Here is a 24,742-nt window from a genome sequence, read left to right as displayed (position 1 = left end):
CACAGATAGGTTTAGTTTAGTTCAACATACCAAATGCGACTAATGCATTAGCAACACGCTTATAACCTGCAATGTTGGCACCTGACATATAGTCAATGCAGCCATCGCAAGTGAAGCCATATTCTTCAGAAGCCGCCGCGGCATCATCATGGATGTTTTTCATAATGACTTGAAGTTGATTATCAACGTCTTCAAAAGTGCGGTACTGACGTACTGAGTTTTGTGACATTTCTAGACCAGACACAGCAACACCACCCGCATTGGCTGCTTTGCCAGGTGCATAGTGCATTTTTTTCTCACGAACGAAATCAATGGCTGCGGCGTCTAGTGGCATATTAGCGCCTTCTACCACATAGCGAATGCCATGATCATACATAGCTTCTGCATCTTCTGCAGTCACCTCATTCTGAGTAGCACACGGGATAGCGATGTCACCATCGAATCTCCAAGGTTTTTCGCCTGGCAGCCACACACCGCTACCACCAAATACTCTATGGTACTCAAATAAAGGCTGACGATTGGCTTTTTGCTCTTTCACCCAATCTAGCTTCTCTTGATCAAAACCAAACTCATCGTACAATGTACCTTTAGAGTCTGATAGGGTAATAACTTTAGCACCTAAAGCAATGGCTTTTTCTGCTGCATGTACTGCAACGTTACCGGCACCTGATACTAAGACTGTTTTGCCTTCCATTTGATCATTGTTTGCTTTAAGCATGTTTTGTAAGAAGTAAACCGCGCCATAACCTGTGGCTTCTGAACGACATAAGCTGCCACCGAAGCCCACACCTTTACCGGTCAATACCCCTGTATACTCATTGGTAAGGTTTTTATACATCGCAAACATGTAGCTAACTTCTCTACCGCTCACACCGATGTCACCTGCCGGCACATCCATGTCTTTACCGATGTAACGATAAAGCTCACGCATGAAAGCATAACAAAAACGACGGATTTCGCTGTCTGATTTACCATGAGGGTCAAAGTCTGAACCACCTTTAGCGCCACCCATCGGTAGGCCGGTCAGAGCATTTTTAAAGATTTGTTCAAAACCTAAGAACTTTAGAATAGATTCGTTAACGGTAGGATGGAAACGGATGCCGCCTTTGTAAGGACCTAAAGCATTGCTGAACTGAACTCGCCAACCACGGTTGATTTGGATATTACCTTCATCATCTTCCCAGTTGACACGAAAACTAATAATACGGTCGGGCTCTGTTAGGCGTTCAAAAACTTTGTGCTTAGCAAAGCGTGGATCGCGATCATATACAACGTCAATAGTGCTCGCTACCTCTTTTACCGCTTGAATAAACTCAGGTTGGTGTGGATAGCGTTCTTCAATGCGTTCAATGACGTCTTGCATGCTCATAGGCCCTGTCCTTATCAGATTAATTACATGTTTGTTACACTAAAAAAATACTGTAATTTAATAATAAATTCAACAATTTTTTATACCTTACAGTTCAGTCATTACTAAATGATATGTTTATAATTAGTAAAAGTTATTAAAACTATGATTTTACTGTAAATTCGATCCTCAAAAAGGGGAGTCTCTTACCCTCATTATAGGACAGATTTACGATTATTTCTTAAAATATAAAAATGTAAATCTTAAAGGTGAATCTTGAATATGATTGTTAATACAGGGTTGTTAATACAGGCCTCGACCATCCTCAGGTTTTAAGCGTAAAAATGACAGTCCCGAGATAATAGTAATAACACCCAACACATAATAGGTGGCATGGAAAGCACTAATAATTTCAAAATTTAATCTATCATTAAAGACCGTCAATATAGCGGCCCCAAATGCAATACCGAAGCTAACCGCAAGCTGCTGGTTAACGGCCATTAAACTATTGCCGCTACTGGTTTGAGATCCTTTAAGATCGCCAATAGTGATGGTATTCATGGCACTAAATTGCATTGAGTTACACGCACCCATAACCACCAACAACGGTGCGATATAATACCAAGGCATTGAGGCATCTAGCTGAGCCAGTAAAATGATTAAAGTACCCAAAACCGTAGTATTGATAACCAATACTTTGCGGTAGCTAAAGCGCTGAATAATTTTACTCACCCAAGGTTTGATGCCCATAGCACCTACTGCAATAGGGGTCAATAACCAGCCTGCCTGCGATGGCGTATATTTAAAAGCCACCTGTAGTAGTAGCGGCATCAAATAGGGGACGGCACTAATTCCAAGACGGGTAAACAAGTTACCGGTAATCCCAATTCTAAAGGTACGGATATCAAATAACGACAAGGGAAAGATAGGGTTAGTGGCTTTGCGTGCATGACGGGCATACATCAGCAATAAGCTAATGCCAATTGCCACTAGGCTAACGCCCCACAACGCCTTATCTGGTTTTGACAGCAATTCAACAGCAAGCGTTAGTAGACCGGCCGCGATGGCAAATAATCCAAAGCCTAACCAATCCAACTTGCCTGTCGCTTCTCGTAAGTCTGGGACCAATTTAAAGCCGATTATCATTCCTAAGATTCCCATAGGAACGTTTATCAAAAATATCCAATGCCAACTGGCATACTGTACCAAATAGCCACCAACCAACGGTCCTACAAGGGGTGCAATTAGCGCCGGAATTACAGCAAAGTTCATAACCGTCAGTAATTGATTGCGAGGATAGGACTTTACTAAGATGAGACGCGCAACTGGGGTCATCATAGCACCGCCAATGCCTTGAAGGATGCGTGATGCCACTAAGATATCGAGACTGGGGGACATGGCACAAAATATTGAGCCAATGCTAAACAGCACAATCGCGCTTAAGAATACTTTACGAGTGCCGTATTTGTCAGCCATAAAGCCACTTATAGGGATAAATATGGCTAGAGTTAAAGCATAGCTGATAACTGCCCACTGCATTTTTAGTGGAGATTCGCCTAAGGCCAGCGCCATTTCTGGCAAAGCCGTATTTAAGATGGTGGCATCTAAAATTTGCATGAACAAAGCCACTGCCAGTACATAAGGCAAGAATTTGGCTTGAGAGGGTGATAGCTTAAATTTAGGCTCTGTATCAAGTACGGCCGAAGAAGACTTGGAAACAGAAGTATCTTCGGCATTAGGGAGGTTATTGGGCATAGGACGACCTAAAAAATTAGGTTTAATTAACTGAAGGATGATTTAATTTATTAAACAATAAACAGCTGTCTATAATATCATGAAGCCGCTGCTCGCTATTTAGTGTTTTAGTTATGGGGCGACTGTTATAAATACTAACGGTCTAAAAACGTTAAATGACGACAAAGGCTATCAATAACAGGAGCAGGCTGCTTGACCCAGATACTATGCGGATTGCCTTTGGTAGCTAGCAGGTTATCCTCCAGTTTAACGCTTACTATCTTAGGTTTGGCACACAAATTCGCCAATCCTTGCATTGACGTCATCGGTGCAAAATGGTCGCCCTCAATATTAATATATAACCCTTTACTATCTTTAGACGTCAGCGGTATGGTCATAAATTTAAATGTACCGGTTAGGGCGGTCTGGCACCACTGCTGCATTAGAGTCTTCGCTTCCTTATCGCCAAATCCAATCTTATAGCCCGGTAGATAGCCATAAATTTTTAACAGTATTTGGATAGCGGTTACTGCTGAGAGTACCCTTAATTGACCACGGAGGTCTGACCAGTTTTTGTAATGCACATTACCGGTCGCGATTCCGATAAAGGGTTGACCAGAGTTAGCAGAATATAGGGTGGCTATATGCCCGCCTAAACTATGTCCTACCAATATAATTCGATTATCAGGATATTCAGTTTGAGCTTTATTAATGAGCTTGGGAATAAAGTCTGTCACTAGGTGGTTATAGTCATAATCTATCCCTTTTTTAATGGTGGGTTTGTTTTCACCACAGCAAGGATAGTCCGCACTAAATACCGTAAACCCTTTGGCAGACAAGCCTTCGATAAACTTCTGGTATTTGTTACGGGTGACCCCCAGCGCATTCAATAAAATTAGGGTGGTGTTACGGTTCACTTCATTGGTTTGTTGCGAAGCGTCTAACGAGAGAGTAGATAAGGCAGAGGCGATGTGCACTTTGACAGGATACGTTCCTTTTTCAGTGTTAAATTGAAAACTGCTCATATAGATTGTCCGTAATCAGTGGTATGAAAGTCCTAGAGGCTTAGATTTTCTAGTCTAAAGTCAGAATAGCAACTCTTATGGCTATAATCCATAGCAGCAAACAGGATAAAAGGTACAAAGTGAATCGATGCGACACCTTAATAAATGCAACATATTCATTCTTGATTCCATAATGTACACTGATATTCTGAATATCTAATATTAAAATGACTAGCATCAAATGTTGTTGACTGAATTTGGCTTAACCAAGACTTACTATCGATCATTAGCCCTGATTAGTTCAATAACATAGCTGGTTCAACAATATTTAGGCTAATAACAATGATTAGGGAAACGCTATGACTAACCAATCTGATAATCCTATGCAAAGTGAAGAGACAACTTACACCCCGCCAAAAGTATGGCAACCGGTAGAAGGCAATGGTGGAAAATTTGCCAATACCAATAAGCCAACAGCTGGCGCTCGCCATCAGCAAACGTTACCAGAAGGCGATAATCCGCTACAACTATACTCTTTGAATACCCCCAACGGGATTAAGGTAAATATTCTGTTGGAAGAGTTGGCTGAACTAGGTGTGGCTGGGGCAAAGTATGATGCTTACAAAATAGACATCATGGAGGGCGATCAGTTCGGCTCGGATTTTGTCAGTATCAACCCTAATTCAAAAATACCTGCCTTAGTCGATTACAGCAACCCGCAAGCCCCCGTCAAGCTATTTGAGTCGGGCGCTATTTTGATGTATTTGGCTGAGAAGTTTCAGAAGTTCATACCTTATAATAGTGATCCACAGAAGTACGCCAATTATTTAGGCTGGGTAATGTGGCAAATTGGTAGTGCTCCATATGTGGGTGGTGGTTTTGGACATTTCTTTAGCTATGCACCATATCCCATGCAATATCCTATTGATAGATTCACGATGGAGACCAAGCGTCAGTTAGACTTACTTGATAAGCACTTGGCCAATAATGAATACATGTTAGGCGAGGGCGATGACAACTATAGTATTGCTGATATGTTGATATGGCCTTGGTATGGCAGTTTGGCACTAGATGAGTCTTATGAAAATGCCGGTGAGTTTTTACAAATCGCCGACTACAAGCACTTACAGCGCTGGGCAAGACAAATTGCCCAACGACCTGCTGTAAAAAGAGCAGTGGCTTTAGAGCTTAAGCCGATTAAATAGCTGATTAGATAAGTGTGCAACCCTATCAAATAAAGGGTGTATAAGATAAAAATCGGGGTTGTTTGAATTAATTATCAAATAATCCCCCTATTTAAATTAGTTGTGCTATAATCTGCGCTTGCTGATTGATAACATCGCCCGCAATTGTCGTCTGGAGAAGACACCTTTTAAAATTGTTGCCGATGATTTTGCTGTTAGCCTTTCCAATAACCTCTCTAATCAATTATTAATATTAGAAGATATTGACGCTAACGATTCACCGGTAACAACCACCAAAATACGTTATTAACTTGTACATAGGATGTACTTCTTAATTTACGCTTATCTGTGTTGTACCTAAAAACTTTAACTGTGCACTACTGGCCCTCAGCATTGGCCGAATTAATAGTGGCAGTAACTTAATGGACACACATATACATGTCAAATTTAGACACTCTTTTAGACAATGCCGCAAACGAAGTAGATGGTATCGTAACCACTCAAGACTTGAATGACAAAACCCATCCAAACACCAATGTAGATATTGAAGATCAAATTACCTTTGTTGACCTTGATTTGGCACCAGAGCTTCTTTCTGCCTTAACTTCAAGTGGCTACGAGCACCCAACTCCTATTCAAGCACAATCAATCCCGCCAGCATTAGCCGGTCGTGACTTATTGTTGTCTGCGCAAACGGGTAGTGGTAAAACTGCTGCATTCGTATTGCCAATGCTTGATAAAATCATTCGCGATAAAGCAACTAACAAAGTTGTGCATACTGTAATTTTGACACCAACACGTGAACTTGCTAACCAAGTAAGTGATAGCGTTCGTCAATACAGCTCAAAAACACGCAATATCTTCAGTGTACCTCTAGTAGGTGGCGCACCTTACGGTGGTCAGATTCGTGCCCTTAATAAAGGTGTACAGATTATTATCGCCACACCAGGTCGTTTCATCGATCACATGAACTCAGGTCGTATCGACTTATCTGAATTAGATATTCTAATTCTTGATGAAGCGGATCGCATGTTAGACATGGGTTTTGCTGATGACATCGAAAAAGTAATGTCAGCTGCGCCTAAGTCACGTCAAACTATTATGTGTTCTGCAACTTGGGATGGCCCAGTCGGTAAAATTGCTGCCAGCTTTACCAATAATCCAGAACGTATTGATATTAAAGCTGAAACTAAGCACATTGATGAGTCAGTATATTATGCTGATGACTTCAACCATAAAAACCGTATTTTAGATCATTTATTGACCCAAAAAGACGTGAACCAAGCAATTATATTTGCTGCTACCAAACGTAGCTGTGAGACACTTGCTAAGAGTCTTAAAGAGCAAGGCCATAAAGCCAGCTTCTTACATGGTGATTTACCACAAGCAAAACGTACTCGTATCATCAATGATGTGAAAGCGGGCAAAATCAGCATCCTAGTAGCCACTGACGTCGCTGCTCGTGGTATTGACGTAAGTGGTATCACTCACGTATTTAACTATGATCTTCCACGTCAAACTGAAGATTACGTGCATCGCATCGGTCGTAGTGGTCGTGCTGGCCGTACGGGTATCGCTATTAACATCTGTAGCATTGATGACCGTCCACAGCTAGATGCCATCAACCGTTATCTAAAACGTACCATGTCAGTTGAAGAAATTGAAGGTATGGAACCTAAGAAAAATACCAAAGACATGCACGTAGGCGCAGCAGCCAAACGTGGTCGTGGTGGCAATCGCCGCGGTGGTCCAGGTGCGGGTAACCGTCGTGGTGGTAATGGTGGCGGTGGCTACCGTGGCAAGTCTAACGACAATGCAAGCGGTGAAAAACGTGGCGCAGGTGCCGGTGCAGGCCGTCCAAGTGGTAAGCCCGCCGGTCGTCGCTTCGGTGGCAAACCTGCCGGTAGCGCAGGTGCTGGTAAACCAAGCGGTCAACGCCGTGCAGCACCTTCTCGCTCAGGCGAAGGCCGTCCAGCCCGCCGTAGCAATAATGGCTAGTTAATTGGTTTATATCCATTAACTTGTTAAAAAAAGACCAACCTCAAAAGGGTTGGTCTTTTTTATGTTTGGCCGTTAATAGACGCTCCATTTAAGCAAAGACCTATTTATCTTAAGTCTCTTGATTTACTGTTTTCAGGCATCATTAATTCTATTATTACTTACTTAATTAATTACTTACTACATGTTTAATCTTTGAAAGCTGAAAGATTATAAAATAGAGAATATAAAACAAAGAGTACAAAACAATGAAAATTACCTATTGGTCTGACTATGCTTGTCCTTATTGCTATATCGGTGAGGTAAGGCTAGATAAAGCAATCGAACGACTTAAATTGCAAGGTGAGCTACCAGAGAATATTGAAATTGAGTTAAAAGCTTTTCAATTAGATACCCATGCACCGCTTACTGCTAATGGTCCCACTCAACAGCGCTTTGCGAAAAAATATGGCATTAGCTATGAACAGGCCGGCCTACAAATACAAAAAATATCTCAATTAAGTAAAGAAGAGGGCATAGCCTTTAATTATGCCAACACTTTATTTACCAATACTATGGATGCGCACCGTTTGACCAAGTACGTGCAACAAAACGCACCTGAACAGGTTGATAGGTTCAAGAGAGCAATTTATAAGGCGTATTTCACAGATATACAAGAATTGGCAAACCGTGAGGTGTTAATTTCGATAGCTGCAGAGTTGGGGCTAGATGTGGATGTTGTTACTTTACTTGAGAGTAATCGATTTAAAGATGAGGTAATGGCTGATCAACAAGAGGCAATGCGTCTTGGGGTACGCGGTGTCCCTTATTTTGTCATTAATGAGACTTATGCGATACCGGGTGCTATATCTCAACAAGATTTTGAAAATACTTTAAGACAGGCTTATAGGGAGCAACTGGCTGATAAGCAACAAGATAGCTTTGTGAGCTGTGACACTGAAGGCTGCGACATTAAATAAAAGCAATGAGTAAGCCAATGATTGATGACAGCTAGATATTGAATTAAAGACCAGCCTTTGTCGGGCCGGTCTTTTTTTATTTAACTTAAATATGTCAATAAGCGTAGTCTAAAAGCTAATTTGAAATTAAGTCTAACACTGCGGATAGCCCACACCGACTTCAACCATATCTATACGATTTTCATCATTATTGTTGGCATAAACCGCCAAGCCGCCCATCGCCGTCTCTTTATACTTGTCCATCATATCAGCACCGGTGGCTTTCATGGTGGCAATGGCTTTATCCAAAGACACATGATGTTCGCCATCGCCGCGACTGGCCAAACGAGCAGCGTTAATCGCTTTCACCGCACCCATGGCATTACGCTCAATACAAGGGACTTGTACTAGCCCGCCGATAGGGTCACAGGTCAGCCCTAGATTATGCTCAATACCAATCTCTGCCGCATTAGTACACTGTGCAGGAGTCAATCCCATAACGTGGGCCAGACCCGCGGCTGCCATAGAACAGGCAGATCCCACTTCACCTTGACAGCCAACCTCTGCGCCAGAAATTGAGGCGTTTTGTTTAATGATGGTGCCTATAGCTGCTGCGGTTAGTAAAAATTCACGGACGCCTTGCGGGCTATAACTCGGTAGAAAATCGCGATAGTAATGCAGTACCGCAGGAATAATACCCGCTGCACCATTGGTTGGGGCAGTAACCACACGCCCACCATTGGCGTTTTCTTCATTTACTGCCAGAGCAAACAAGTCTACCCAGTCCATCGCCATTAATTTATCGCTACTACTCTGAAGGTTATCTAGTTCATTAAGCAGCTGCTTATACATGGTTTTGGCACGGCGCTTAACTTTTAAGCCACCAGGTAAGATGCCTTCACCTTCGCAGCCATTTTTAACGCATTGCTGCATTACCTCCCACACCTCATCTAAATAGGCATAAATAGTTGCCTCATCTCTAATAGCAAGTTCATTGGCCATCATCACGTCACTGATGCTTAAGTTATGATCTCTACATTGAGCCAATAATTCATTACCATTGGCAAAAGGATAAGGTACTGCGCTGTCACTGGTTATGGCAACGCTGTCAGCCGCATGAGTGTCAGAAGCTTCTAATGACTCATCAATTGTAGGCTGCTCGAATTCATCTTCGGTGGCCACAAATCCGCCACCAATAGAGTAATAGGTTCTAGTTAAGCTTTGGCCATCAGTAGTATAAGCGCTAAAGCTAAGACCATTAGGATGATGTGGTAGGCTGCTTTGAGGATGCCAAACAATATCTTGGCCGTAATTAAACTCAATGGGATGGTTGTCCGCAAAGTTTAGGACATTATCATTAAAGACAGGCGCTAAGTATTGATCTACTTTGGTGGTATCAATGCTATTGGCTTTAAATCCTAGCAATCCAAGAATACAGGCAGTGTCAGTCGCATGGCCTCGACCCGTGGCTGCCAGTGACCCATACAAATCAACTTGTAATCGCTTAATATCCGCCAAATCAAAGTACTGTTGTAATTCGTCGATAAACAAGCCAGCCGCTACCATAGGTCCCATGGTGTGTGAGCTTGAGGGGCCAATGCCAATTTTAAACATATCAAACAAGCTAATCATTTATAGGGTTCCACTTTTTTTATAGATAAAAATAGTCTATTTATAGACAAATGTTTGGGTGTATTATAACTAATTGTTTGCTACTAAACCGACTATTTAACCAACTTATTTATCACGCTTATGCAGTTTAAACCGTGACTTTACCTGTATCTTAACATCTAAAGACTACAATTAAGGAAAAGCATAAATAGAGGCCTTTAATACTTAACCAGAGTAAACATGTACTGTCCAACCGATTATCGCCACAAAAAATAATTTGGTTTACGAATAGTAAGAAATGCCCGAGCTTGGCATTAACTTTGTTAGAATGACAAACAGTCACTATAAAAACCCATTATAAAGATTGAGGCCCCATCTTTAAGCCAATTCTATAGGGGTATAGGATGGCGATAAGCGTTAATAATCAAATGTAATATATAAATTCATAATAGGAATTAATAACAACATTGATTATTTCCTTATCAAACCCATCAACTGCAGATTGTTAAATTTATTACTTTTATTGATTTACTTTAGCGATAGGTTTAGATTTAACTGAACTTTAATCGAATTATTTATTATTTATTTGAGGAACGGCTATGAAATATAAAGCATTGAGAAATATCACGGCGATGGCGACGGCCGCTATCTTATTGGCGGCTTGTAATCAAAGCCCTTCAACTGACTCAGCTCAAGACACAGAGGCGGCGAAAACCAGCAAATCTGACTCAGATTTATTGACCCGTATTAATAATGGCGGGACCATTAATGTGGGCACTGAAGGCACATACCCTCCATACACCTATCATGATGAGCAAAACAAGCTAACTGGTTATGACGTTGAAGTTACCAGAGCGGTCGCTGATAAACTTGGTGTTAAAGTTGATTTTAAAGAGACTCAGTGGGATGCCATGCTTGCCGGCCTAGATGCCAAACGTTTTGATATGGTGGCCAACCAAGTTAGCTTGACCACCCCTGAGCGTCAAGCCAAATATGACAAAGCCGAAGCTTATAGCTGGTCGGGTGCTGTGGTATTGGCCCCAAAATCAGACAGCCGCTTTAACTCGTGGGAATCGCTAAAAGGATTAAAATCTGCACAATCACTAAGCAGCAACTACGGTGAGTTGGCACAAAAATACCAAGCAGAGGTTGTTCCCGTAGATGGTATGGCTCAAGCGGTTGAATTGGTAAAACAAGGCCGCGCTGACTTCACTCTAAATGACAACTTGGCGGTACTAGATTACCTTAATAAATTCCCAAACAGTGATTTAGAAATCAAACTAAAAGCACCAAAAGAGGAAATGACAGGGTCAGGTCTGGTGTTATTAAAAGGCAATGATGAAGTGGTTACCAAACTTAATCAGGCCATGAAAGAGCTACAAGAGGATGGCACATTAACTAAGTTGAGCCAACAGTTCTTCGGTGAGGACATCAGCAAACAATGATATCCTCGATATTGACTGCTATTAAAGATCTGCTCGCCATGCTGCCATTTATGTCGCCTGAGCGAGCACAGATTGTTATCGAGTCTTTTTGGCCTATGCTAAAAGGCGCCATTTACTATTCAATCCCTTTGGCCATTGCTTCTTTTATCATTGGTATGGGGATTGCGCTAGTGGTGGCGCTTATCCGTGTGGTGCCTCGTAATGCGCTGTGGCATAAGATTGCTTATCGTATTGCACGCGTTTATGTCTCTGCCATACGTGGCACGCCCATGCTGGTACAGCTGTTCATTATTTTCTATGGACTACCTAGTATTGGTATCATGTTGGAGCCATTTCCAGCGGCTATCATTGCCTTCTCATTAAATATTGGTGCTTATGCTTCAGAGACCGTCCGAGCCTCTATTTTGTCTATTCCCAAAGGTCAGTGGGAAGCGGGCTCAACGGTAGGGTTAAGCTATTTGCAGACGTTTCGTCACGTTATTTTGCCGCAAGCTTTAAGGGTGTCTGTGCCGCCATTGTCTAATACCTTTATTAGCTTGGTAAAAGACACCTCATTGGCGTCATTAATCTTAGTGACTGAGATGTTTAAGCAGGCACAGATTATCACTGCCCGAAACTATGAGTTTATGTTGGTATATACCGAAGCGGCGCTTATTTATTGGGTAATTTGTCTGGCACTAAGCACGATACAAGGCCGATTAGAAACCCGCTTAGACCGCTATGTGGCCAAATAGCCAATACAAAAGGGCATTAGGATAATTATGATAAAAATTACCAATATTCAAAAAGCCTTTGGTGACAATGAAGTATTAAAGGGCATTGATTTAACCATCAAAAAAGGCAGCGTGGTGGTGATACTCGGTCCCTCTGGCTCCGGGAAAACTACTTTTTTGCGCTGTCTAAATGCATTAGAAGTCCCTGAAAAAGGGGTAATTGAGTTTGAGGATGGCAGCTTGACTGTTGATTTCTCTGCCAAGCCTTCAAAGCAGCTGATGCGCCGCTTACAACAAAAATCTGGCATGGTGTTTCAATCGTATAACTTATTTCCGCATAAGACGGCCATTGAAAATCTGATGCTAGGCCCCGTTATCGCCCAAGGCAAAAACAAACAACAGGTGCGTGCTAAGGCGCTTCAATTACTAGAAAAAGTTGGCCTGTCAGATAAAGTAGATTTATATCCATTTCAACTTTCAGGCGGGCAGCAGCAGCGCGTAGGAATTGCAAGAGCATTGGCCATTGAACCTGACCTGCTATTGTTTGATGAGCCGACCTCTGCACTTGATCCTGAACTGGTACAAGAAGTGCTAAAGACCATGCAGCAATTGGCTTCTGAAGGGTGGACCATGGTTGTGGTTACCCATGAGATTAACTTTGCACGCAATGTGGCAGATGTGGTGATGTTGATGGAAGATGGCTACGTGGTAGAAGTAGGCCCTCCTGAACAGCTATTTGAGCACTCAGAGCACCCACGTACCCAAGCTTTCTTGCAGCGCATTAAGAGCTAGGTATAATTAATAAATAGTTAATAGTCTTATAGAACGATAAATAGATGATAAAAAGGGTTAGTGGCCAAGCCAACTAACCCTTTTTGTTGATCATAAAAATCTGGGCTAAATAAAATTATACCTGCATCAAGAAGTTGGCCAACAGACGTTTGGCGCCCTCAGTAGCAAAAGACTCTGGGTGAAACTGTACCCCTTGGATAGGGAACTGCTTATGACGAATGCCCATAATTTCCTCACCCTTGTTAACGCAGTCGATTAAGCTGTCATTTTCAAATTGCTCATTAGAGACCACCGCGGTGACTTCAAGACATTCAGGCAGAGTGTCTGCTTTCACCATTAATGAATGGTAGCGCATAATTTCAATATCCTGAGGCAACCCTTTATATACCCCTTGTCCATCATGACGAATGGGAGAAGTCTTACCATGCATAGGCACGCCCGCCCGTACCACATCACCGCCGAACACATGAGCAATACCTTGCATACCGAGGCAAACCCCCAGTAAGGGAATAGACGGTCCCAACTCTTTTATCACCTCACTACAGACGCCAAAGTAGGCGGGGTCCTCTGGCGAACCTGGGCCAGGGGAGATGATAATACGGTCATAGTTTTGTGATTTGATATCTTCTAGCGTAACTTCATTGTTACGTTTGACGCTAACTTTAGGGTTACCCGGCGCTTGGCTTAATTCGGTATGCAATATCTCGCCCACATACTGGTATAAGTTGAAGGTAAAAGAGTCGTAGTTGTCTATAATCAAAACGTTCATCAGTGTTCCTTGAAGGGTCTTATAGTCTTTTATTTATAGGGTGGTAAACGTTGTAAAACATAACGTTAATATCGTTAATATATAGTTTTTTAATATACAGCTATGCGGCTTAATGGTGGATTGGTGTAATAACGTATGGCTATTTGGACTCAATAAAGCTGTCCAATACCACCTTCATCGCTGACAGCTTGCGTTGAATTTCCAAGTACTCATCTTCAGGGTTTGAATCATAGACGTTACCGCCACAAGTTTGCGCGTAAGCTGCTTCACCATTGATAAACAAACTGCGGATAGGAATCGCAAAAATACAATCGCCATTAAAATTAAAGGACCCTAACGCGCCGCCATAAGCACCACGCCCATCTGGCTCTAGCTCATTAATAATCTTAATCGCTTCAATTTTTGGAGCACCTGACAACGTTCCTGCTGGGAAATTACTGGCCAAAGCGCTAAACATATCTTCATCAGGATGTAGCACCCCCACAATCTCAGAAGAAATATGCTGCACGTGAGAATAGCGTTTAATGTCCATTAAGCTGCGTACTTTGACCGTACCAAATCTTGCCACACGGCCAATATCATTACGGTGCAAATCGACCAACATATTGTGCTCGGCAATCTCTTTAGGATCATTGAGTAAAGCGCGTGCCAATTGACGGTCCTCAGTCTCATCTTTGCCCCGTTTAGCGGTCCCTGCCAGCGGATAAGTTTCCATTTCACCTTGACGTAGGCGGAACAGCAGCTCAGGAGAAGCGCCGATAATACGCTGGGTACCAAATTTCATAAAATACATATGTGGAGAAGGGTTCACTTCCCTTAGTTTTTCATAGATAGGAATATGGTCGCCACTTATTTTATATTTTGATTTAAAGCCCACTTCGCATTGGAAAATACGTCCGGCAATAATATCCTCTTTAACCCGCATCACAGCCTCAGCATGCTGTGCTTGGCTCATACCATCACCGATGAATTCTACGCTTGGGTTGGTATAGCTAGGTATAGGAGCTTGCAGTAAGGACTTTACTTTCTCGATACGATTTTGCTGCTGCTCAGTAGGATAATAAAAATAGAAGATTTCGCCGGTCATCTTATCTAAAGTCAGACCATCTAAATAAACCCCAAATTTGAATGCTTCAAAATGCTCACTAGACTTGGCGTTGAGACTGGGCTCAAAGAAATTCACACTGTCATAACCAAGATAGCCGACAAGTCCCCCAGTCTGGTCTCGTGCCAGCACGTGTTGCGGGGTTATTTGACGCAATAACTGATAGGGATTGTCGGTATTATAGTTTTTGACCTCACCTGTTAAGTTATCGGTAATCGATAGCGTGTTACGGTCTGTCGCTGCCACAGTCATGGCAGGCGAGAAACCAATAGCATGGTGACGAGACATATGTCCTTCAGCACCTAACGACTCTAATAAATAACAGGTCTCAAACTCGGCCTCTATACGTTTAAACAACGCGAAAAAATCAATGTCTTGGGTCAGCTTAATACGAATGGGTTTACTCGGGATATCAATCATCGCAGGTTGGTCGTTTAGTAGTGGCTTAGTGGTAGGCTGTTTGTTCTGTTCTTTATTTAGCTCTTTATTCGGTTCTTTATTCAGCTTGTTATTCATAATTAAATTCCAAAAATCTGTGATACAGTAAAAAAAGGGAGTAGGGTTATTGGCTAAATATTAATAGATTTAATATTAATCGGCTCGATTACTCTTTGCGGTTTCGGTGCAGGGTCAGTAGCTTGTCAATGGTATTGCCTTCATGGCGTTGTAAGGCTTTAGCACCACGAGACACTGTGGCAATGCCCACACCTAATTGCTGAGAGATAGCGCGCTGGGTTACCCCTTGTTGCAATAAGTCAAAGATTCGCACCCGATTGGCAATCTCTTGCAGTTCTTTATCGGTCAATAAGGCAGCCAGAACCGCCTCTATTTCATGGCTATCGGTAAGCTGAGTAAGGTGTTGTACTAAGCTTTGATACGCATCTATATTGTTAGTGGTCATAAGGTTGGTCATCTCTACTGGCTAAAAGAACAGCCGTAATAAATAAGTTGTATCAGTATTCTAGTACACTAGAACTAACCTGTAAACCCAAGAGTGATAACTTTTTACGACCAATCCATCAAAAAAGCAGCCCATAGGCTGCTTTTTAATCACACGAACAAAATTTACAGTTTAATAAACGGGCCCTAGTTAACACAGCTTAAGTCAAAGTCTTCATTCACTAAGATAGTGCGCACTATTTTGCCTTGATCATCTTTTTCATAATCAACAAAAATAGGACGGCCTAATTTAGAATCACAATTAGGGATTAAAGCCTTTGGGGTCATAAAACGCATGGTAGCAACTTTGGCATCGCTTGGGATATTACCCTTATACCAAGTGTCATTTAAGCTTTGTTGTGACTCATCCTCAAACTCATCGCCATAGGCGTACAGCTCATTACTTTGAGCTAAGAAGCACTTTTCTTGCTTGTTCAGCTCAGACAAAGGCTTAGGCGTTCTGTCATATAGATTGACCCAAGTGTCTGATAACCCATACTTCTGGCTTTGCTGAGTCAGCTTACCTAAGTCACAGCTACCAGCTTTAAAAGCCGTACTTAAGTCTTTAATCTCGTTAGACGAAAAGAAGTAAGTCTCTTTTTTAGGCTGAGCGGCCGGCAAGTTTTTTTGACTTTTACCGGCAGTATGATTTTTACCGTTACTGCCACTGTTGCTCATAGAAGAGACATTATTTTGATTAGACGCGTCAATACCTTGCTGAGTGGCACACCCCGTTAAAGCTAACAACAGAGTGGTTAAGCCTAAACAAGAAATTTTTGACACTAATTTTATTGCTGCTGAGTTCTTTGCTGCTGAGTTAATGGGTACTAAGTTCATTGATCGCTCACAAATTATTGGTTTAAATATGACCAAATGGGGTCAGGGCTTCTTGCTTATTTAAAAACACATCACTATCTAATTCAGCGTCCAAATCAACAGGACTGTCATGCATTTCAAATTGTGCATCTAACGCAGGTTTAGAATCATCCTTAAGAACGTATGCCCAAGCACGTTTACGGCCATTGGCATCATATTCCCAATACACACCTTGTACTTCTGGTTCAAAACCTGGCAGTGAGTTAACACCTTCCTCAAGGGCTAAGAAGTACTTCAGCACCGCCCCGCCCCAAATTTCACCTGGAACAATACAGTACACGCCAGGCGGATAGGGAAGAGCGCCCTCCATCGCAATACGACCTTCAATATGAGACAAAGGCACTAGTTCGATATCATTACGCACAAAAGCATTGTGTGCATCGAAGGCACGCATTGCAAACTTAGGACGGAACTCACGCTTAAACATCTGCTGCTGCAATAGATTTAGTTTATGCTTGGCATAAAAATCATGCAACCGTTGGCACAGCTCATTAATACCCAACTTACGGTATTGTGGGTAGGACTTAGCTAAGGATGGTAAAACTTCACTGACCAAACTATTGGCTTTAATGTGCGCTTCAAATCGAACGATGCGCGCCACTAAATGCTGAAACTTAGCCAAAGTTTCGGCGGGAGTTAATAAAAACAAGATCGAGTTTAAGTCTGCTTTTTCAGGAATCACAGAACTTTCGCGCAAATAATGGGCCAATAATGGCGCAGGCACACCGGTTTCTTCGTACTCACCGGTCTCCATATTAATCCCTGGTGTGGTTAATAACAGCTTACAGGGGTCAATAAAGTACTGCTTGTCTGCATACTGCTCAAAATCATGCCAGCGCTCGCCCGTCTTAAATTCAAAGAAGCGAATGTCATTGGCAATTTGCTCAGTATCATAATCCTGCCACAGCTTACCATCAATGGTTGGCGGCACGAATGGCTTAATTAGGGTACAGGTATCAAGTAGCATCTTACGGGCTTCAATACCGCCCACCACGCACTCGTGCCACATACGTTGACCGGCTTTGCCTTCATGCATCTTCGCATTGACATCTAATGAGGCAAATAGAGGGTAGAATGGACTGGTAGAGACATGCATCATAAAGGCATTGTTAAAGCGTTTGTGGTTCACATAACGCGCCTGCCCACTGATATGGTTGTCTTTTTTGTGAATTTGAGAGGCTTGAGAGAAGCCGGCTTGCTGCTTATGCACTGACTGGGTAACAATAATGCCGGGATCGTCAGGGGTCAATTCAAGCAGTAGTGGCGAGCAGTCACGCATCATCGGTATAAACTGTTCATAGCCCACCCAAGCACTATCAAATAAAATATAATCACATAAATGACCTATCTTATTCACCACTTGTCGAGCATTGTATATGGTACCGTCATAAGTACCTAACTGAATAACCGCCAATCGAAAAGGACGTTCAGCATCAGCGCGTTCAGGGGCAACCTCACGAATGCGGTCACGTATCTCAGCCTCGTCAAAACAATGCGACGCAATACCGCCAATAAGCCCATAAGCATTACGATCAGTTTCTAAATAAACCGCCGTACCACCACTCATAGACAGCGCGCCTTGATAGACCGACTTGTGATTGTTGCGGTCAAATAGAACCAGGTCGTCATGTGCCACTAAGGCCCCAATGGCAATTTTGTTAGAAGAGGAGGTACCATTTAACACAAAGTAAGTTTTGTCTGCATTAAATACTTTTGCAGCATGAGCCTGTGCTTGAAACGCCGGTCCTTCATGAATCAATAGGTCGCCTAGACCCACGTCCGCATTACAAGAGTCAGAGCGGAATAGGTTTTCACCAAAATATAAGAAGAAGCGTCGGCCAGAGGGATGACGACGGAAAAACTGTCCGCCTTGATGTCCTGGACAATCAAATGCCGCATTACCATAATCGGTATATTCGCGTAGGGCTTGGAAGAATGGCGGATCAAGAGTTTCGATATAGTGAGCAGCAGCGGCATTTACCAACTGACCATTGTAATATTTTTGGTCATCGGCAAGCTCTAATACCCCATATACATGAGGCAGCCATTCATCCGGCACACTGTCCCCATATTTAATGGCAACGAAAATCGGAATGGAAAAACCCAAATCTTCGATTTCAGCATGGGCTTTAGGCAGATCTTCCATAGTCACGACAATGACGGCGATATTGGTAAAATCCGTTGCCTCAACTTCGGTCAGTCGGTAGTTACAGTTGAGTGCATATTCGATGCCATCGCTGACGGCTATTTTCATTATACTTTCCTTTAGAGTGTCGAAGGCCTTTAAATTTACCCGGTATTTTAACGGATAACAGACGCAGTGTATTTTCAATTAACGAATACTGTTGGGGTATAACCCCCATTATTTCGAATAAAAAAGCAGTTAGCAAATTTTTTGGCCATTTTACGCTAATTATCTGACTCATTCATTGCTTTGTGTACGCCTTTAATAAATCAGTGTTCTACGCCTTTTAATTAAATAGGTAAATTTTATTTTGGGTGCGTAAGTTTTGTAAGAATAGTAAAGGCTTCTAGTATACTGCCATATAAAGTATCCCTAATGGCCGGTGCAGCGTAACCTTTTGGTTAGTGTTATTTTTAATGTTGTTTAGTAGGGTGTTGCAGCACTTATGACGCTTCTTTATACTGACTGCTTTTTATTTTTATACTCCCTTCATTCTATAGCCTTGCTGGAGCTAGTCGATGCCAGATCTCTCTCATTTACCCCTTAATAATCTAGCCATTGATAGCCTGCCGTTAGCTTTTGGCATTATCATGGCGGTTATTGGGCTGGTTTTTTATACCCAAGGACTACCAGGTAAGTTTTGGCGCCGATTTTATGCCGTTCTTCCCGGTATCGTTTTATGTTGTTTTATTCCAGCTATTTTAAACAGTTTAGGGGTTTTCGCTGAAGGCATTGGCAGTCAAATATATGGCTTTACCGCCACTTATTTGTTGCCGGCGAGTTTACTGCTGATGACCTTGTCTATGGACGTGCCGAAAATATTAGGTCTCGGTTGGAAAGCCATTGCGATGTTTTTTGCTGCCAGTATGGCCATCATCATTAGTGGGCCAATGAGTCTGGGTATCGCCAAATGGATCTCTCCTGAGATGTTTATGGATGATACCTTGTGGCGCGGTTTTTCTGCAGTAGCCGGTAGCTGGATCGGGGGTGCAGCCAACCAAGCGGCCATGAAGGAGCTGTTCGGGGTTAGCGATGATCTGTTCGGTATGATGATCTTGGTTGACACTACCAATGCCTCTTTGTGGCTACTGGCACTGTTAGTGATGGCCAAACACAGTGATAAAATCGATAGATTTTTACGGGCAGATACCGGTAGCATTGAAAAGGTAGTGGCAGCTGTGGAGAGTTATGAGCGTGAAAACGCTCGACCTGGGTCCTTAAACGACCTAATGGTTATGTTTGGTCTGTGTTTTGCCATGGTGGGCTTGGCTCATTTTATTGGGGGACAAATAGCTGAATTCTTCTCCCCTTATAGCTGGGCAGTACAATACAGCTTTGCAAGTTCATTCTTCTGGATGGTGGTGATTATCACATTAATAGGTGTGGGCTTTTCGTTTACCAAAGTGCGCCGACTAGACCATATTGGTGCCTCAAAAATGGGCACGGTGTTTATTTTCATATTGATTGCGGCCATTGGGATGCAAATCAATCTAAATGGACTTGTCTCACAGTGGCGTCTGCTATTGATAGGGCTATTGTGGATGTGTATCCACGTGGTGATTATATTTATAGTAGCCAGACTCATCCGTGCGCCATTCTTCTTCTTAGCAGTGGGCTCTAATGCCAATACCGGCGGCGCTTCTTCGGCACCGATTGTGGCCACAGCGTTTCACCCGTCATTGGCCCCAGTTGGTGTATTCTTGGGTATCTTAGGCTATGCTGTGGGTACTATCGGTGGTTATGTATCTACTCAGTTGATGCGTTTGGTTGTGGGTTAGCTTATTTCACAAAACGTCCTCTAAAGTTTATAAAATAAAAAAAGCAGTGCTAAATAAGCACTGCTTTTTTTATTGCTTTCACTGATTTATCTAGCGGTTTTTAACAGATCAAGTTGTGCTGTGCACGCTAGTCCTAAAACTGTGCACTCTGAGTCATTTTTTTGGGTATAACCTCGCTATATTGAAAACTCTTAGTCATTAGGATGAATGACTAAATAGCCGTGTTATTACACACATTAGACAGGGAGTCTTCTATGAGTACATCTCAACGATCAATCGATCCTATCACTTTATCTGTCGTCCGTGGTGCTTTAGAAACTGCGCAGCGTGAGATGACCACCACCTTAGAAAAAACGGCTCGATCTAGCGTATTTAACCTAGCGCATGATTACAGCAACGCCTTATTTGACCATTTACCAGAAATGATTTTGCAAGGTCAAGATATTCCTATCCATCTAGGCTCATTAATGCCTGCTATGAAAGCAGTAGCCGAGTATTACGGCGATGACATTCATGAAGGTGATGTAATTTACCATAACGATCCAGTATTTATGGGAAGCCATATCTTAGACTGCTGTATGTATAAACCAGTTTTCTATGAAGGTGAACTGGTTTTCTGGACAGTTTGTAAAGGACACGTGACTGATATAGGAGGGCCTGTCCCAGCAGGGTATAACCCAGATGCTAAAGAGATTTATGCTGAGGGTCTGCGAATCCCACCAGTAAAAATTTGGGAAAAAGGAGTAAAACGCAGGGATGTTATCAACTTGATACACAGTAATATGCGCTCACGTCGTAACCAAGAAGGCGATTTAAACGCTCAGTACGGCGCTTGTTCGGTAGGTGAGCGCAATATGATTGCTTTGTTAGATAAGTATGGGGTAGAGACGGTCAGAGCTGCCATTGAAGAACTTAAAAATATGGCAGACAACCATATGCGTACTTTAATCTCTTCTATCCCTGATGGGCAATACCATGGTGAAGCGGTATTAGAGGACTCGGGACATGGATTAGGCGACTTAACCATTAGTGCCGACATCGAAATTAGCGACAGCAATGTACATATTAGAGTTACTAGCCCGCCACAAGTGCCTTATTTTATTAATTCTTATGCAGGGAACTCAATGTCAGGAGTACTACTTGGTCTGATGATGTTTGCTCAAGTAGACCCGCCTTACAATGAAGGACTGTATCGTTGTGTAACTGTCGACTTAGGTGAGCATGGCACCTTATGTAATGCCAAAGAGCCTGCCCCTCACGTTAACTGTACTACCACACCTATGGAGACCTTGACCGATGCGGTGCGAATGGCCTTCGAAGCTGCAGCACCAGATAGAGTAATTGCTTCGTGGGGACATGCCTCAGGAATTAACATCTCAGGTATCGATCCAACCACAGGTGAGCAGTACGTTACTATGATTTTAGCCTCTATTATTTCTGGGGCTGGTGCAACACAGCAAATGGATGGCTGGCATGCTTGTGGTCCATTATGCTGCTTTGGAGCGCTCAGCTCAGGAGATATAGAATTATTAGAATATCAGTACCCAATTTTGATCCACAAATATGGTCTGGCAGAAGATAGTGGCGGAGCTGACAAGTATAGAGGTGGCTGTGGCACAGTTTGGGAAGTTGAACCATTAGGACATGAGATGACGGTGGTTGCTTTTGGCGAGGGACGTGAATATCCGACGATGGGGGCGGCTGGAGCTGAGCAAATATCTCCAGAGCTGAAATTAGGACGTCTAGAGATTATTCATGAAGAAGGGGTAACAGACTTATATAAACAAAACACTATGACTCAAATCTCTCCAGGTGAGCGGGCACGAAATACTAACCCAGGCGGTGGGGGTTACGGCAACTCATTTGAGCGTGATATTGCGGCAGTTTTAAAAGATATCAGAGAAAGAATTATCTCTATAGAAGCAGCAAAGCTTGAGTATGGTGTGGTAATAGACCCTAAAACGCTGGAGGTAGATCATCAGCAAACTACCGCCCTGCGTCAACAACAAAGTCAGCGAAAATTTACTGCTTAAAGCAATTTAAAACAATAAATACAAACTACTAGACCAATTAATTAAGTTAAGGATGACTTATGAAAAATGATTTTCGTATCGGAGTCGATGCCGGCGGTACTTTTACTGACTTTGTGTTAGCTGAAAGAAGCGGTGATATTCACTTATTTAAAGCACCTTCCACACCACAGGATGGCACGTTGGCCATTGCTAACGGCTTGCAACAGATTGCAGATAAGTTTGATCGACCTATTGAGGAAATTATTGCCGCTTGCGACCTATGTATCAATGGCACCACAGTCGCCCTAAATGCGTTGATTCAAATGAAGGGGGTTAAGGTTGGCTTGCTATGTACCCATGGTCACGAGGACAGTATAGAAATCCGACTGGGTCATAAGGAAGAGGGTTATCGTTATGATGCTAGCTATCCGCCAGCGCCACAGATTACGCCTCGAGACCTGCGCTTTCCGGTTAGAGGTCGAATACTTGCGGATGGTACAGAGTATGAACCGTTAAATGAACAAGACATCTTAGATGCCATTGAAGTCTTCAAGCAGAGAGAGGTCGAAGCAGTCGCCATCTCTTTTGTGTGGTCTATTCGTAATCCAGAGCATGAATTTCGCGCTAAACAGCTAGTTGAAGAGCATATGCCTGGAGTCTTTGTTTGTTGCGGCAGTGAGGTCTATCCGCAAATTAAAGAATATACCCGAACCTCAACTACTTTGGTAAACGCCTACTTAAGCCCAGTCATGTCCTCGTCATGTCCTCTTATGTACATAAGATTGACGATTATTTTAAAAAGCTTGGTGCTCAACAACCTGTACGCTATTTTCAATCTAATGGCGGGCTCGCTGTGGGTAATATTATGCGAGAAAGAGCAGTGAATGCTATCAATTCAGGACCCGCTTCTGCCCCTCAAGCGGGATTATATATTGCCAATCCCTTTAACATTGATAACATTATCACTGTGGATATGGGTGGTACTTCATTTGATATTACGATGGCCAAATCTGGGCGCACTAGCCTAAACCGCGACATAGACTTCTTACGCAATCGTATTGGTGTGCCAATGATTCACGTTGAAACGCTCGGTGCAGGTGGCGGCTCAATAGGACACGTTAATACCTTTGGTATGCTAGAAGTTGGACCACAAAGTGCAGGGGCTTCTCCAGGACCGGCCTGTTATGGCAAAGGTGGCACTTTACCCACAGTGACAGATGCTAATTTAGCTTTGGGTTATTTAGAGCCAAATGCGGTGTTAGGAGGCAGTGTTACCTTAGATAAAGAAAAGGCAGAAAATGCTCTACAACAACATATTGCAGATCCTTTAAGTATTTCTTTGCAAGATGCAGCCTATGGGGTGAATGCCATTGTCAATCAAAATATGGCAAACGCCATTCGCCGCATTACCATTGAAAAAGGTTATGATCCCCGTGATTTTGCTTTAATTTGTGCAGGTGGAGCGGCTGGCATGCATATCATCAGTCTAGCGGAAGAGATGGGGATTAAGACAGTGCTAGTACCTAAGATAGCTTCATGCTTATGTGCTTTTGGTCAGATTATCTCTGATATCAAATATAATTATCTAGCCACTCAAATGATGATTATGTCTACCTCTGCTAACTTGGATGGATTAAACAAAAAGCTTGAAGAGTTAGAGCAGCAAGGGATCCAAAAGTTGCTAGAAGATGGCTTTTGTGAGTCGGATATAGTCATTGAGAGAACTATGGAAATGCGCTATGTTGGACAAGTTCATGAGTGTAATGTGTTAATCCCCAACGGTCATATTGATGCTGAGAAAGCACAAGTTATCTTAGATAGGTTCCATAAGCGTCATAAAGAGTTGTATACCTATGATGAGCTAGACAGCAAGGTGGAGCTTGTAAATATAGAAGTTTCAGTGATGGGTAAAATCAGTAAACCGCAGCTACCTAAGCTGGCATCTCAATTAGGAGATATCGCTCAAGCACAGACAGGGACTCGTAGTATGTTATTTGATAGAGAAGAAGGCTGGTTAGATACGCCTATTTATGATGGTGAAAAGTTCGGTTCAGGTGCACTAGTAACCGGTCCTGCATTAATTCAAGAGCCTACCACAACTTTAGTGATTAAGAGTGGCTGGCAAGCTGAGTTACATCAGACGGGCACTTATAAGCTTAGCCCAGTTAGTTGATACTATTTTTCAAAGTTTTATTAGCACTAATTAATAGCGTAAAACACGACCGTGTTTTACGCTATTTTTATGATTCAGCTAATTAGTAAATATTTAGGAGGTAACGATAAATTTAGGAATCTTTTTAAGGTAATTATA

19 protein-coding genes are annotated in these 24,742 nt (G+C 42.6%); 10 read left to right on the top strand and 9 right to left on the bottom strand.

All coding sequences use genetic code 11. The features are described from left to right. Nucleotides 1-16: 16 nt before the first annotated feature. The 3 genes from gdhA to LK453_RS11240 all read right to left on the bottom strand — a co-directional run bounded on the left by gdhA (nucleotide 17) and on the right by LK453_RS11240 (nucleotide 4,107). Nucleotides 17-1,369 carry an NADP-specific glutamate dehydrogenase gene (gdhA, locus tag LK453_RS11250; protein ID WP_007393514.1) on the bottom strand — a complete coding sequence of 451 codons (1,353 nt, stop codon included), beginning with the start codon at nucleotides 1,367-1,369 and terminating at the stop codon, nucleotides 17-19. Between the two features lie 282 nt (nucleotides 1,370-1,651). Beyond that, a complete protein-coding gene (locus LK453_RS11245) occupies nucleotides 1,652-3,103 on the bottom strand; it encodes a DHA2 family efflux MFS transporter permease subunit (RefSeq protein ID WP_201533816.1) in 1,452 nt (483 codons plus the stop codon). Between the two features lie 134 nt (nucleotides 3,104-3,237). Continuing rightward, a complete protein-coding gene (locus LK453_RS11240; RefSeq protein ID WP_201533813.1) occupies nucleotides 3,238-4,107 on the bottom strand; it encodes an alpha/beta fold hydrolase in 870 nt (289 codons plus the stop codon). A 338-nt stretch (nucleotides 4,108-4,445) separates the two neighbouring features. Between LK453_RS11240 and yghU the strand changes: the two genes are divergently transcribed. The 3 genes from yghU (at nucleotide 4,446) to LK453_RS11225 (ending at nucleotide 8,227) form a co-directional block, all read left to right on the top strand. Continuing rightward, nucleotides 4,446-5,291, top strand: a complete 846-nt coding sequence (gene yghU, locus LK453_RS11235) for a glutathione-dependent disulfide-bond oxidoreductase (RefSeq protein WP_201541588.1) — start codon at nucleotides 4,446-4,448, stop codon at nucleotides 5,289-5,291. Between the two features lie 486 nt (nucleotides 5,292-5,777). After that, nucleotides 5,778-7,268 carry a DEAD/DEAH box helicase gene (locus LK453_RS11230; protein WP_379652736.1) on the top strand — a complete coding sequence of 497 codons (1,491 nt, stop codon included), beginning with the start codon at nucleotides 5,778-5,780 and terminating at the stop codon, nucleotides 7,266-7,268. Nucleotides 7,269-7,516: 248 nt separating this feature from the next. Beyond that, on the top strand, nucleotides 7,517-8,227 hold the full coding sequence (locus tag LK453_RS11225) for a DsbA family oxidoreductase (protein WP_201541586.1): 711 nt from the start codon (nucleotides 7,517-7,519) through the stop codon (nucleotides 8,225-8,227). A 132-nt stretch (nucleotides 8,228-8,359) separates the two neighbouring features. On the opposite strand, the gene LK453_RS11220 is transcribed toward LK453_RS11225, so the two are convergent. Beyond that, nucleotides 8,360-9,838, bottom strand: a complete 1,479-nt coding sequence (locus LK453_RS11220; RefSeq protein ID WP_201541584.1) for an L-serine ammonia-lyase — start codon at nucleotides 9,836-9,838, stop codon at nucleotides 8,360-8,362. 578 nt (nucleotides 9,839-10,416) lie between these two features. On the opposite strand from LK453_RS11220, the gene LK453_RS11215 reads away from it, so the two are divergent. Genes LK453_RS11215 through LK453_RS11205 form a run of 3 tightly spaced genes read left to right on the top strand, consistent with a single transcriptional unit; the run spans nucleotide 10,417 to nucleotide 12,767 of the window. Then, a complete protein-coding gene (locus tag LK453_RS11215) occupies nucleotides 10,417-11,262 on the top strand; it encodes an amino acid ABC transporter substrate-binding protein (protein WP_201541582.1) in 846 nt (281 codons plus the stop codon). Beyond that, entirely contained in the window at nucleotides 11,259-11,996 is a 738-nt protein-coding gene (locus tag LK453_RS11210; RefSeq protein ID WP_320157892.1) for an amino acid ABC transporter permease, read from the top strand. The genes LK453_RS11215 and LK453_RS11210 overlap by 4 nt, the downstream gene beginning before the upstream one ends. A gap of 27 nt (nucleotides 11,997-12,023) precedes the next feature. Continuing rightward, a complete protein-coding gene (locus LK453_RS11205; RefSeq protein WP_201541581.1) occupies nucleotides 12,024-12,767 on the top strand; it encodes an amino acid ABC transporter ATP-binding protein in 744 nt (247 codons plus the stop codon). A 115-nt stretch (nucleotides 12,768-12,882) separates the two neighbouring features. On the opposite strand, the gene LK453_RS11200 is transcribed toward LK453_RS11205, so the two are convergent. The 5 genes from LK453_RS11200 to LK453_RS11180 all read right to left on the bottom strand — a co-directional run bounded on the left by LK453_RS11200 (nucleotide 12,883) and on the right by LK453_RS11180 (nucleotide 18,710). Further along, nucleotides 12,883-13,536: an anthranilate synthase component II gene (locus LK453_RS11200; RefSeq protein ID WP_201533788.1), complete on the bottom strand. Its 654-nt coding sequence runs from the start codon at nucleotides 13,534-13,536 to the stop codon at nucleotides 12,883-12,885. A 139-nt stretch (nucleotides 13,537-13,675) separates the two neighbouring features. After that, the gene (locus tag LK453_RS11195; protein WP_201541601.1) at nucleotides 13,676-15,061 is read right to left on the bottom strand and encodes an anthranilate synthase component I family protein; all 1,386 of its coding nucleotides are present in this window, start codon (nucleotides 15,059-15,061) and stop codon (nucleotides 13,676-13,678) included. A 184-nt stretch (nucleotides 15,062-15,245) separates the two neighbouring features. Then, complete coding sequence (locus tag LK453_RS11190) at nucleotides 15,246-15,542, bottom strand: Trp family transcriptional regulator (protein ID WP_044298056.1); 297 nt, start codon at nucleotides 15,540-15,542, stop codon at nucleotides 15,246-15,248. A gap of 185 nt (nucleotides 15,543-15,727) precedes the next feature. Beyond that, on the bottom strand, nucleotides 15,728-16,417 hold the full coding sequence (locus LK453_RS11185) for a hypothetical protein (RefSeq protein ID WP_201541579.1): 690 nt from the start codon (nucleotides 16,415-16,417) through the stop codon (nucleotides 15,728-15,730). A gap of 22 nt (nucleotides 16,418-16,439) precedes the next feature. Continuing rightward, nucleotides 16,440-18,710 (bottom strand): ornithine decarboxylase, encoded by a 2,271-nt coding sequence (locus tag LK453_RS11180; RefSeq protein WP_201541577.1) that lies wholly within the window; start codon nucleotides 18,708-18,710, stop codon nucleotides 16,440-16,442. A gap of 449 nt (nucleotides 18,711-19,159) precedes the next feature. Between LK453_RS11180 and LK453_RS11175 the strand changes: the two genes are divergently transcribed. The 4 genes from LK453_RS11175 to LK453_RS11165 all read left to right on the top strand — a co-directional run bounded on the left by LK453_RS11175 (nucleotide 19,160) and on the right by LK453_RS11165 (nucleotide 24,604). Next, nucleotides 19,160-20,419, top strand: a complete 1,260-nt coding sequence (locus LK453_RS11175; RefSeq protein ID WP_201533741.1) for a DUF819 family protein — start codon at nucleotides 19,160-19,162, stop codon at nucleotides 20,417-20,419. Nucleotides 20,420-20,673: 254 nt separating this feature from the next. Next, a complete protein-coding gene (gene capB, locus LK453_RS11170; protein ID WP_201533738.1) occupies nucleotides 20,674-22,452 on the top strand; it encodes a caprolactamase subunit beta in 1,779 nt (592 codons plus the stop codon). A 59-nt stretch (nucleotides 22,453-22,511) separates the two neighbouring features. Beyond that, entirely contained in the window at nucleotides 22,512-23,315 is an 804-nt protein-coding gene (locus LK453_RS14335; protein WP_265088887.1) for a hydantoinase/oxoprolinase N-terminal domain-containing protein, read from the top strand. Beyond that, nucleotides 23,213-24,604, top strand: coding sequence for a hydantoinase/oxoprolinase family protein (locus LK453_RS11165; RefSeq protein ID WP_265088889.1), 1,392 nt, complete (start codon nucleotides 23,213-23,215; stop codon nucleotides 24,602-24,604). Before LK453_RS14335 ends, LK453_RS11165 begins: the two co-directional genes overlap by 103 nt. The last annotated feature ends 138 nt before the right edge of the window (nucleotides 24,605-24,742 follow it).

This window comes from Psychrobacter sanguinis (assembly GCF_020736705.1).
Taxonomy (GTDB): Bacteria; Pseudomonadota; Gammaproteobacteria; order Pseudomonadales; family Moraxellaceae; genus Psychrobacter; species Psychrobacter sanguinis.
This window is presented reverse-complemented; position numbering and strand designations above follow the sequence as displayed.